Annotated in this window: 16 protein-coding genes; 5 read left to right on the plus strand and 11 right to left on the minus strand. The window is 33.4% G+C overall.

Features of this window, described 5'->3' with window-relative positions:
- The first annotated feature begins 62 nt into the window (after nt 1-62).
- Both ACHJH3_RS10900 and ACHJH3_RS10905 read left to right on the plus strand, forming a co-directional pair.
- Nucleotides 63-323, plus strand: coding sequence for a hypothetical protein (locus tag ACHJH3_RS10900; protein WP_407064829.1), 261 nt, complete (start codon nt 63-65; stop codon nt 321-323).
- On the plus strand, nt 320-643 hold the full coding sequence (locus ACHJH3_RS10905; RefSeq protein WP_407064830.1) for a hypothetical protein: 324 nt from the start codon (nt 320-322) through the stop codon (nt 641-643). The genes ACHJH3_RS10900 and ACHJH3_RS10905 overlap by 4 nt, the downstream gene beginning before the upstream one ends.
- Before the next feature lie 754 nt (nt 644-1,397).
- Here the strand turns inward: ACHJH3_RS10905 and ACHJH3_RS10910 are convergent.
- The 7 genes from ACHJH3_RS10910 to ACHJH3_RS10940 all read right to left on the minus strand — a co-directional run bounded on the left by ACHJH3_RS10910 (nt 1,398) and on the right by ACHJH3_RS10940 (nt 6,677).
- Complete coding sequence (locus ACHJH3_RS10910; RefSeq protein WP_407064831.1) at nt 1,398-2,135, minus strand: LIM domain-containing protein; 738 nt, start codon at nt 2,133-2,135, stop codon at nt 1,398-1,400.
- A gap of 167 nt (nt 2,136-2,302) precedes the next feature.
- Nucleotides 2,303-2,677 (minus strand): hypothetical protein, encoded by a 375-nt coding sequence (locus ACHJH3_RS10915; protein WP_407064832.1) that lies wholly within the window; start codon nt 2,675-2,677, stop codon nt 2,303-2,305.
- Nucleotides 2,674-4,653 (minus strand): DUF262 domain-containing protein, encoded by a 1,980-nt coding sequence (locus tag ACHJH3_RS10920; protein ID WP_407064833.1) that lies wholly within the window; start codon nt 4,651-4,653, stop codon nt 2,674-2,676. The genes ACHJH3_RS10915 and ACHJH3_RS10920 overlap by 4 nt, the downstream gene beginning before the upstream one ends.
- Nucleotides 4,654-4,783: 130 nt before the next feature.
- Nucleotides 4,784-5,170: a hypothetical protein gene (locus ACHJH3_RS10925; protein ID WP_407064834.1), complete on the minus strand. Its 387-nt coding sequence runs from the start codon at nt 5,168-5,170 to the stop codon at nt 4,784-4,786.
- 21 nt (nt 5,171-5,191) lie between these two features.
- A complete protein-coding gene (locus ACHJH3_RS10930) occupies nt 5,192-5,557 on the minus strand; it encodes a hypothetical protein (RefSeq protein ID WP_407064835.1) in 366 nt (121 codons plus the stop codon).
- A 59-nt stretch (nt 5,558-5,616) separates the two neighbouring features.
- Nucleotides 5,617-6,045, minus strand: a complete 429-nt coding sequence (locus tag ACHJH3_RS10935) for a hypothetical protein (protein ID WP_407064836.1) — start codon at nt 6,043-6,045, stop codon at nt 5,617-5,619.
- 182 nt (nt 6,046-6,227) lie between these two features.
- A complete protein-coding gene (locus ACHJH3_RS10940) occupies nt 6,228-6,677 on the minus strand; it encodes a macro domain-containing protein (protein ID WP_407064837.1) in 450 nt (149 codons plus the stop codon).
- A 141-nt stretch (nt 6,678-6,818) separates the two neighbouring features.
- Here ACHJH3_RS10940 and ACHJH3_RS10945 point away from each other — a divergent pair, with 141 nt between their 5' ends.
- Nucleotides 6,819-7,634: an HDOD domain-containing protein gene (locus ACHJH3_RS10945; RefSeq protein WP_407064838.1), complete on the plus strand. Its 816-nt coding sequence runs from the start codon at nt 6,819-6,821 to the stop codon at nt 7,632-7,634.
- Between the two features lie 481 nt (nt 7,635-8,115).
- Here the strand turns inward: ACHJH3_RS10945 and ACHJH3_RS10950 are convergent, their stop codons facing one another.
- The 3 genes from ACHJH3_RS10950 to ACHJH3_RS10960 form a co-directional block, all read right to left on the minus strand.
- On the minus strand, nt 8,116-8,508 hold the full coding sequence (locus tag ACHJH3_RS10950; protein ID WP_407064839.1) for a TrbC/VirB2 family protein: 393 nt from the start codon (nt 8,506-8,508) through the stop codon (nt 8,116-8,118).
- A 1-nt stretch (nt 8,509) separates the two neighbouring features.
- Nucleotides 8,510-8,770: a hypothetical protein gene (locus tag ACHJH3_RS10955; protein WP_407064840.1), complete on the minus strand. Its 261-nt coding sequence runs from the start codon at nt 8,768-8,770 to the stop codon at nt 8,510-8,512.
- Nucleotides 8,771-9,000: 230 nt separating this feature from the next.
- Nucleotides 9,001-9,720: a hypothetical protein gene (locus tag ACHJH3_RS10960; RefSeq protein WP_407064841.1), complete on the minus strand. Its 720-nt coding sequence runs from the start codon at nt 9,718-9,720 to the stop codon at nt 9,001-9,003.
- 253 nt (nt 9,721-9,973) lie between these two features.
- Here ACHJH3_RS10960 and ACHJH3_RS10965 point away from each other — a divergent pair, with 253 nt between their 5' ends.
- Together ACHJH3_RS10965 and ACHJH3_RS10970 are read left to right on the plus strand one after the other, a co-directional pair.
- Nucleotides 9,974-10,657, plus strand: a complete 684-nt coding sequence (locus tag ACHJH3_RS10965) for an AAA family ATPase (protein WP_407064842.1) — start codon at nt 9,974-9,976, stop codon at nt 10,655-10,657.
- Between the two features lie 13 nt (nt 10,658-10,670).
- Nucleotides 10,671-10,958 carry a plasmid mobilization protein gene (locus ACHJH3_RS10970; protein WP_407064843.1) on the plus strand — a complete coding sequence of 96 codons (288 nt, stop codon included), beginning with the start codon at nt 10,671-10,673 and terminating at the stop codon, nt 10,956-10,958.
- Nucleotides 10,959-11,099: 141 nt separating this feature from the next.
- Here the strand turns inward: ACHJH3_RS10970 and ACHJH3_RS10975 are convergent.
- The coding region (locus ACHJH3_RS10975) for a hypothetical protein (protein ID WP_407064844.1) at nt 11,100-11,427 on the minus strand (328 nt) is incomplete at its 5' end.

Raw genomic sequence — 11,427 nt, forward strand, 5'->3', positions numbered from 1 at the left:
TTCCAAAGATTTTTACAAAATCAATGCTTTCGGCACTCTTTTTTATTTCCTGTTTATGCGTTATGATATATTTTAGGGATGCAAGCCAACTAAGCTATGAAAAGCTTAATAAGTATTTAGCTAGCAATTTTGGTATCGAGCAGCTTGTTCCCGGAAGCGTAATGGGAGATAACCTCTTAAAACCGGTACACAACCCCAGCCATAAAGCTAAAATGCGACAAAGCGTAAGTAAAATTTATATGGATAAAGAAATTTCGTTTGCAGATCTTATGTATATTGAAGATATCTCAAGCAAATATTACAAAAAGGAAAGGGCAAGATGAAAAAGTTGCTACTAAATGATAGGAATCAAGAAATTAGCGAACTATTACCAAAACAGTATTCAGCCATAATTTTAAACTCCATCATCTCGCGTAGTTTGGAAACGGGAATTTTGCAAAAAGAGTGCGCGTATTACCTTACTCAAGCTCAGATGGAAGAGTTAATGCAAAAACTGGGTCACGAGCTAAAGATCGTTAAGAGAGAAATAAGAGACAATAGAAGAAGTAAGCCTTATAAGGATAAACTAAAAAAGAAAGCTGAAATTGCAGAGCAAGAAGGACAACAAGATTTTGACGGTGTATTTTTTGGATTTGATGATTAAGCCCGTTGAAAAATAGTCAAATTTTTGACATATCTAACTTTTATATTAAAAATTACTCCAAAACTTAACACATTTTAAATACAAGATTTTTTGCTACAACTCCTTATATTTATAATTTTTTAAAGGAGATCAAATGACAGACTCAATATATAAATTATTGAGATTCCTGGAATTTTCCCAGGACACCACGATTAGTGGTCTTGTTCATACTGCCAGTTCTGGCGGCATGGGCATGCTACTTTGCGTGGTTGGTTTTGGACTCATCTGGAGACATATTCTTCACTGAGTCCACTGTTGTCCCTTTTTAGGGACTTTTTAATCTTTTTGGTCTTGTTAAGGGCAATATTTTTAAATTATCAAAAAAAATCAAGACGTCTAATTTAATTAATCAAGCTTTGGGATTTTTGTAAAAAGAAGTTAGGCATTCCCGCTAAAAGCGGTTTCTGATTCAACGATCATACATTAATCTGCTCTGCATAATCTAATCTAAGATGGTGGGCTCTGTCAATTTAACAGAGGTTGTCCAGCGAACTTAAATCCTCAATGTCCTAAAAACCGCTCCCCGAAAATCCGCTTTATTGCGACTCGAAGATTCCAAATTTTTATAATACATGTGGCACAGACGTAACTTCGGATGATGCCTACACCCTACAAAGAGATTGATTATATTGTGGAAACAATATTTTATTGCCCTTTGAAAACAAGTGATGAATTATATATTAATAAGACTTAAAAAGCTTTAAAACGTACCGCCCTACTTCTTATGCTTTGATTGTTTTACTCGTATGACATCCTCAAGCACCTGAATATAAAAAGCCCTTTTTTCGCTATGAGACTTCTTAACATGAGTTTTTATAAAACGAAAATATGTTCTAAATGTAGCTATCGGGATACCGGTTGCTTTTGACATAGCTTTATAAAACTCAGCTTTTTGGAAGCCATATAATTCAAGTCCTTTAGAATAAAGCTCTTTCATTTTGCTGTCTCCGTCCGGCTTGCAGTACATCTGCCTATCTTTTATGTAATCCCTACAATACTGCGCACAAGATGAGTGAACATATATCTTGCCGTCAATTTTTTTAAAAAATCTCTTGTATTTTTTATCGGCTTCTTTAGAATACATCATCCTATTTACAACGGATCTTTTTATATCAAATTTGTTAACAAAAATTGAAACCCTAAACCACTCTCCTACAATATCACCCTTTGACTTTGCAACCATCTCTTTTGCTTCGTCCATATTTTTGTATTTAGATAACACCTTTTCTAGTGCAGATATGTATTTAATTCTTGCCGGAGCTTCAAAAAATTTCCTTGTTTTAAAATACTGTCTAACTCCATTTTCATTAGCGTCTGTAATGGATGCAACAGCTTGTGCTAAAGCGGACGGAGATCCAAACAAACCAACCCCCTTACTCCATAGGGCAAAAAGATACTCCTTTTGACTCTCAGGAGAGCCATAGCCCGCTTTTGCATATTTTTTTATATACATAAGAAATCTTCCCATACAATAAATAAATTGTAGTTTTTTGATACTCTAGAGCTTCCAAAGCAATTTAAAAACCCATCATAGTTAGCAGAATTCGGAAAACATTTATAATAATACATGATAAAAATCCTTTTAAAATTTAAAAATTACCATCAAGATTGCATTAACGGCTATAATAAAAAAGTTCTTAACTCCTGAATCTCGCGGCGAATCATTTGAGTATAATCTGAAATATGTAAAGTGTCTTCACAATTTTCTATATGGCGCAATATCTCTGCTACATTACTCATCCTACCATCGAAAACTCTTTGAAAAAATCGTATATCATTTTTAATTTTTAACAACATTTTCTTTGTATTTGTGTTTGCATCCTTGCCTAGAGTTTCAGACCATACAGCCTTTATCTTTTGATCATAATACATCATCGCTTCATCTCTAGACATCTTTTGAGTAGATTGAAAAGAATCGGCAACAAAAATGCCGTCTTTAAGTTTCATGCTATCCTTGCTTTTTACTATAGCCTCACCTTTAGTCATCATTGTCATATCAAGCTACCTCCGTCCAGCCTTGACAAAAAAGCTTGTTTTATTATATCCGATTTGTCTTTAAGCTCTTTCGAGTCTTTTACGTAATCACTTAAGCTCCAGCGAATTAAAAACCAATCAGCCAATTCAGAGCTTCGTTTTTTTATTGCCTCGATATTCCAGTGTTCGTAATCCTTTGCTATCTTTATCTCAGAGTAAGACCCGTTTTGATAGCCTACAAATTCACCGTCCTTCCCTTCCCTCTTTTTAGGATAAGGAAGGTTACTTAATTTTGAATTTTTTGCTTGAGATAGTGGAACCAAATTGCCGATTGAATGAGTTACTGCTTTTACATTCTCTAAAGACAAATCTTTAATTACAGCCTGCCAATACTCATTAGTCGGAGTTTGAGGTAAAACATGCTCTATTGTACGCATATTTCCTTTTTTGCTTTTAACGTACTCGTCCCACTCTATTTTTAGATCGCCCGTTTTACTCATTGCTTTTAAATGAAGTTCATATTCATATAAGAAATACTTTAGATAACTCCAGCTAAAAAATCCGAAATGCTTTTGTCTACTGAAGTAGTCCCCCATCTTTACTCTAAAATTTTCTAAATTTAAATGTTTTTTGCAAGCCTCTTTGGTGTTTTTAATAAGCTCTTTTATTGAAATTTCGCCATCCTTGTATTTTTTGGCATATCCATAAAATTCACTATCGCCCGTATTAACCGGTCTTTGAGATACACATAACACCAAAAATAAAAAACGTTCCATTTGATTAAGCAGTTCAACCATATACGGAGTATCTTCTTTTTTAAAAGAGCTTAAGATGATGATTAGTAACGGATCAAATGTTGGAAAGTCAAGCCTAACAAGCCTATCAAGCCACATTATAATATCCTTATTATCATAACTACAATCCTTTATCTCAAAAGGATTTAGCATGTAATACCAATGACTTACACACTCTTTAAGACTCATTACATACTCATAAATTTCCTCTGTACTCAGCGTTCCGTCTTTTAAATTTTTGATATGAAATTTATCAAGTAAAAATTTGATGTAATCATTCCCCGTTCTCTTTGTAAACTTGTAATATAAAATCCAATGGTTTTTTAGGTATTCATCATCATTAAGAGGATTTTTTGGATTTTTACCAAGTATGGCATATATGTGCTTCCAGCAATCATTTATTGTCTGGCGTAACTCGGCACCCTTTTTCTCGGGCTCAATTTTAGAGCTAAGATAAATAAGTCTGTTTTTTAGCAGCTCAAAGTTAGAAAGTTTTAGTCCTCTATTGTTCATAGCCTCAAAAGAAGCATATACGTTTAGATCTTTAGGCACGATATATACATTAAATTTAAATTGAGTAGTAAGTTTTTTAAATAACTGCTCTATTTCATTCGGCGCCATTTGCTCAATCTTTTTAACAAAGAAGTTGCGAGCTGTTTTTAAGTTTTCTGTGTATAATGTTTTTTCATTTTTATTTTTAGAAGACTTATCTCCAAAAATCGCTGTTTTTAGATATTCATAGCTAGGATCGTCCGACATATATCCAAACAAATATGTTTGAGATATATACCCAGCGTCTTTTGATATATATTTGCCAATCAACTCCTCATTTTTATATCCTAAGCAAGTATAAACCCCTCTTTCTTTTAGCTTAGCAAGAATTGTATGGATAAAAATAATGCTTGTTGTAAGCCTTTGCTGACCGTCTACAATACAATAGAGGTTTGAAGCCTCCAGCGTTCCATAATCCTTCTTCCAAGCGTCTGCATTAAGCAATCTATCTTCATTCGATAGACTTTCCAGCATAATAACACCGGTATAGTGAGATTCGCCCTCCTCTAAGCTTTCAAGATCTTTCCAAAAATCATGCAGCTGCTGTTTAGTCCACGCATAGCCTCTTTGGTAGTCCGGAATACGAAATAGCCTAATTCCATCAAACATCATATCAAGAGATTGAAGTCCTTTTTCTAATTCATCAATCATTATTTAATCCTGTATCAATATTTAAAAACCAACTAAACAATTATAAAACAATAATATTACAATATTGTTTTATATATTAAAAATATATTTTTAAATATTTGTTTATATATTTTTAATACATTTTTTAATTTTAAGATGCAGTGGCAAGATAGGTCTTAATGGCAAAATCAGTCCCCTCTTCCTCTGTATCTTCGGTTAGAAATTCACAAGCTAATTTTGCCTCTTTTTCATCCGCAAAAAATAGACAACAATCCTTTCTGTCAACAGCCGACTCAAGATTCATAGACAAATTTAAATCAAATACAACATATATCTTTTTAATATCAGCTTGTGTTAAATTCTTTCGAGTGCAAATCTCTATTTTTTGAATTTGAATCTTATCAAAAAACGAACTATCATCTTTAAGGATTTTGTTTATAAAATCCATTAAATTTTTCATATTTAAAAAGGCACGAGGAGACATTAGCTCGCTTTGAATCAAAAATAACTCTACTTTCTTATATCCATCAACTCTCACAAACACTCCTCAATTTAATTTTTAATCTCTTTTTACCAAAAAACCACCCTCGGGATTAGCGGTCGTAGGATTAATTATATTAACGCTTACTCTGTACGATAGGGTTAATTCGTCACAAGCCTTAAGCGCTCTTTCCAAATCCGCTGCTAGGATGTGGAATTTTTCTCTCTCTTCGTATGTTTTTAACTTATCAAACGGCTGATCGTTAATAACTAAAGAGTGATACTCTTTTTTAGCCGTCGGCAGAATGGAAAACATATAAAGCATTTTCAGACGCTCGCTATAAGCCATACCATATATCCCTACTTTACCTCTGCCGACGTATCCCACATTTTGAATACTTACCGATGTTTGAATTTCATTCTCGCATGCCATAAGTTTTGTCATGGTATATCCTTTTTGAGATATTACCTATGTTATAGCCTAAAATTACTAGCTATACCCTCTTATTCAAATCCGCAGGCTTTTAAATCAATATCATCGTCATCATCGCTTGCCTCTTCATCTTTTTCCCTATTCGTATTTGGCTCCATAAGAGCCATATAAAGCTCTTTTGCCACTCCCTCTTTATATTTCATCTTAGCAAGCTTCCCGATTTTTGTAAAACCGCCCTCTTCCGATTGTATGAAAACTCTAATATCATCTTCGCAATCTTCTATAAGCTCTAAGAAATCATCATCCACAACGCAATCATTCTTGCATTTGATTTTATAACCAAACAAGGCACCCAATGGCTTAAGCAACTCTTTTGGCTCGATCTCTTTATCTCCGATTAAAATAATCGTATCAACATCCTCTATAAAGACAGTTTGTATTCCATTTACAATTCCTGCGCCCTCTTTTGTAACTAACTTACAAATTTTAAGTTTTTCCATATTTAACTCCTTTATAAAAATTTATATAATGTAATTATACTATATTTAAGCTTAAAAATAGCATTTTTTAAATTAATTTTTCAATATTTTTTGATATACTATAAAATATTTTTTGATATATTTAAAATATTTGTTTAAAATATTAAATAATTATTTTAAATATATTTTACAATATTGTTTAACTAATATTTCGACGGCTCATATATCATAAATTTTACGCTAGGAACCCCGCCAAGAATATCGTTAATAAGCGGCTTAACATCTTTTCTGTAATTTAACCCGCCTAATCCGCAACCCAAAGGTGGAATTGCAACAGACTCTATATGGTGGGTTGTAGTATATCGGACTAGAGCCTGAAGACCATCTTTTATGTATTGTAACTTTGATGGATTTCTCCAATGATCTTTTGTAGCTAAATTAATAATAACTTTTTCTTTTTCCGTAAAGGCAACCAAGCCTCCCGGATTAAGCTGTTTTGCTTTACAAGCTTCTGCGTAGACAGTAAAATTTATAGGAAATTGTTGTTTGAATTGTAGGGCTAAACCTGCACCCATAACACCCATGCAATTAACGGGATTGATTAGTGCTTGAGCCTGAGAGTAAAATATATTGCCGCGAGTAAAAACAACCATTAGCACCTCCATACACTAAGATATATAATTATATATTATTTTTACTTAATTATAAATTAAATCAAAAAATATATATAATAAGATTTAAATTGTGATAAAATTAGTAAATAAATATTTACTTTTCTACGAATAAGGATTTAAATGTCGTCAATAGCAGATAAAATAACATCACTTCCCCCTTTGGATACTAGCGCAGCAGAAATACAAGCAATATGTGACAATCCAAAGTCATCAATGAGCGAAATGAGCAGAGTAATTGAAAAAGACCCTCTTCTGACAGCCAATCTGTTAAAAGTAGCCAACTCTCCCTTGTATGGCTTTAGCAAAGAAATAAGCAGTGTCTCAAGAGCCGTAAGTTTATTTGGAATGGCAACTATAAGAAGCTTTGTTCTAATGATTGCGGTAAAAAACAGCTTTGAACTTGATCTTTCACCTTACCGAATGAAAGATATTGATTTTTTAAGAATTTCAACTATGCAACACTCCCTTACATTCAATTGGTATGTCAGAATATCTCCCGGAGATTTAAATGTTTTAGCTCCGGCTTCTTTTTTAATGGAGGTTGGTAAAATTTTAATAGCTCATGAGCTAATTTCTCAACAAAAAGAGGAACTTTTTATATCCGAGCTGTCGCAGTGCGCCGATATCAATGATCTTGCCGCTATAGAACGCGCTTTTATCGGAATGAGCAGCGAAGAGGTTGGGGCGCAAATTTTTGCAAAATGGAACCTTGAAGATACGGTGGTAGACTCTATTTTGTATAGTTTAGACGTAGAAAAGGCTTCAAGATCGATACAAAAATATGCCTCTGTATTAAATGTCGCAAAATACGCAGTAAATGTACTGGGGCAACTTAAAAATCAAGATATCGCAGTAGCCAATACTCAAGCACAAAAACACGGCTTAAATACAAGCAAGCTCTCACTTGCAATACAAAAAATTGTCGAAAACATTTAATCAAATGAGGGCAGGGTATATTAGACCTTACTCTCAATTTTTAACACTAGGTCTCCTAAATTTTCATAGCACCAGCAGGAGCTAAACAATAAGCGCCAACAAAAGCGCAAGAGCTGTGATAAACAACATTAAAAAAAGCAATCCAAAGCAACTACGGCGGTTCTATCACGTGGGTTAATTATGACGGACTCTAAGCGGTGAATTTGAAACGAAAGACGGCAAAACGCTTGCTTTTAGAATAGAGGAAATTTAAAATCATCTCCACTATTTTTTATACAAATAATACATTAAACAATATTGAAAAATTAATTAATAAATACTCTTTAATATATTAAAAACAAACCTACAATATATTAAAAAATACTAGAAAATACATTAGAAATATTTTAAAAATAGTTATAAATATTTTTTTCGGGCATAAAAAAAGGCGAGGGCAAAGCCGCTCGCCAATGTGAGTTTTATATGTTGTGCAAAACTATTTTTAAGGTTGTGCGTTATACTCGAATGCAGATTTACCTGCTTCAAAGAATGTTTGAACGATACCAACAATACCACCCGCGATGAGCGATATGATAATACCTATAAATAGTACAGAACCCTTGTGTGTCATTAAGTAAATAACAAATGTTCCGATAAAACCAAACAACGCAAGTAACTTACCTAGGTTTCCTTGCATCCAAGTGATAATTGTTCCAAGCAATTGTCCAAACGAGTCGCTTTTGTCGCCAAATCCAGGAGCTCCGGCACCACCACCGCCAGGGGCAGCAGCAAATGCATTACTTGTTGCAGCAGCAGCAGCTACAGCACCGGCAAGAAGCATTCTTGCGTATCTTTTTTTAGCATTTAGTCTATCTAAAAAGCCGTTCTTTTTCATTTTATTTCTCCTTGTTTTTTTTGATGTCGATATTTTTGTTCTCTTCAGTGCTTAACACACTTACAAGTTTAAACGCATCAGTATCTTTAGCAAATCTGGTACGCTCTTTGCAGTGTTGATTTAAACTATATTTATCAGCTATTACATACTGCGTGTGCTTACCATAATCATAAACCACTTTATTATTGTGGTCTACACCTAAGCCTAATCCACTGACCGTAATTACTCCACTAATCAGCGATGTTAAACATAAATCAAACATTGTTGTGCACTCCAATATTAGAAATATCTACTTAACTATAAATACTTTGAAGCGCTATACATAGTTTATTAAGTATTTAATATATATTATCAATGTATAAATTATTCGAGTAGATCGGGCGATATTAAGCATATTTTTTTATTTTTAAAATAGTATTTTTTATGCTTTAGAATTATTTTTAGTACACTTTTTTGTACTATTTTTTGAAATTTGTATATAAAAGTTATGGATTATCTATCAAATTTTGATGAAGTGTTATTCCTTACTCCTATCTCTAATCCGCGAAAAACTTTTATAGGAGACTCTTTTTCTATTGATTTGTGTCTGTCTATTTTAACGGGACTATTACATTCGACAATATATTTAACTAGCTCTTCTACATACTTAGCTTTTTTTGTCGGTTTATTAAAAATTCCGCATTTAATAAACATAGATAGCATTATAAACAGTGAATGCCTCTCTTTTTGCTTGTCGTTTATTTTGTTTGTAACAGAGCCGTAGAAAATAGCGAAAGCTACAAAATTTATTTGCTCGGGAGAGAGTTTGCTCTCTATTTGCTCTATATAAAATTTGCTCATCTCTTCACTACTACATTTAAAAACAGCATCCCACACAAACATTAATTCTCCGTCGGTAAACTCCCTTACCTTCTTTTTTGTGCAGCTAAGATCATTATTAAAATTTAACATAAACGAATCCGAAGCCATTTGACTAAGATTTGAATACATTTCTGATATAACAGAAGCCATCTCATAAAGAGGGGTGTTTTGGTAGCACCATTTTAAATATAACATCGTTTCTTGATCCTCTACACACAATTTATCAACCCATTCTATGGTAGTTGAAAGATTAGCCCCCCAAATACCTGGATTATCTATTAATGAAGGTTGATCAAGCAAATTGTACATAGAGTGTTTATCAAGAGTTATTCCGCCGTCTTGAGATTTCAAAAATCCGTCCTTGTGTAATGTTTTTAGAATTATATCATAATAGAAGATGAGTGTTCCAAAAAATATTTTAAAACACATATAAAACAATATTTTTACATTATTAAAACAATATTGTAAAATATATAATAAATAAATAAAAAGATATTATTAGCATATTTTAAAATATATTAGAAAATATTAAAAAAAAGCTTTTACAATATTGTATGCTATAATTACGTTACCTAAAATATACCAAGAGAAAGGTGGTACGAAAATGGTAATATCAATCGTAAACGAAAAAGGTGGTAGCGGCAAAACAACAATTGCCGTTAATTTAGCAGCTTTTTTGGCTGAAGCCGGGGATAAGGTCTTGCTGATAGATGCCGACCCTCAAAAATCTACAGAAGTTTTTAGCAACATTAGAAGCGAATCTAAGCTACCTCCATTGTTTTCAAGCTTATCTAAAACCGGAGTAGGGCTGGGCGATGAGATAGAGCACATCAAGCCTAGTTTTGATACCGTTATTGTAGATACGGGCGGTAGAGACAATAAAGAGATGCGAAAAGCAATGCTGGGTTCAAACATAGTTATAATTCCAACAGTGTCTTCTCAATATGATGTAACGGTCCTAGAGCACATGATTGAAATATGTAACGAGGTAAAAGCTTTTAACAAAAATCTGGTTGTTTTAATTTTGGTTAGCAGAGCATCACCAAATCCATTTTTAATTAAAGATCTTGACGGATTAAGACAACACATCGAGCAGCTTAGAGAAAATGAGAATTTTAAAAACATATATATGATGGATTCTGTTATATATGAAAGGCAAGCTTACCGAAAGGCGGTTTTAGAGGGAAAGAGCTTAAAAGAGTTTGTTAAGACAAATGACAAGGCTTATATTGACTTTAACAATTTTTTTAACGAATTAATTAAAATAGCCGAAGAAAAAGTGGTTTGAAAGGAGATATGATATGAGCGTTTTTAAAAAGGGAGTTGTAACAAAAACAGACACTCAAAAAATCGATGAGTTTATTCAAGGGGGAAGAGGGGACACGGTAGAAGAGGTAGAGTCTACAAAAACCGTTACCAAGGAGAAGAAGAAAGTCGGAAGAAAAAAAACAACCGGTGAAAAAAGAGATAGAACTTTTTTAATGTACTTTACCGACAGCGAATTTGAAAAAATAGAGCTTGCAGCAAAAAAAGTTGGACTAAACCCAAATCAATATATCCGCCATACTATACTAAGTCATCTAGAATAATCATACAAAACACATCCTTGTCAATTTCCGGCAAGGATGCTGGGCTATTACAATAAGAAGAAGTTTTATTAATTTTAGGGTTATTTATAAAAAAAAGAGAGCCCTAAAAAAGGGCTGGCGTCGCTATGCGACAAAAAGGGATTAGCATGTGATACTTAAAGTACCTTCACGCTTGTCCCACACGGCAACTTCGTTTTGTTCGTTGTGACTTTCGCTTTCGCGAATCACAACTTTATTAACTCCGTCACCCAAAACCCCCTCATAATAGAGGGTAGCTGTCAGATATTGTCGAGCCACCTCGGATTTGAAGAACCAAAGCACCTTTTCAATATCCCATCCACAAGGGATAGAATATGTTTCAAAAGGTGGTTCCTCTTCAATCCTATGAGGGACCTCTTCCTCCTGATCCTGATAGTCATCAGAAGGGAAGAAATCAGGGATATACTCCCCAATCTCTTCTTGGTTGACA

It is taken from the genome of Campylobacter canis, from assembly GCF_045504005.1.
GTDB lineage: Bacteria > Campylobacterota > Campylobacteria > Campylobacterales > Campylobacteraceae > Campylobacter_A > Campylobacter_A canis.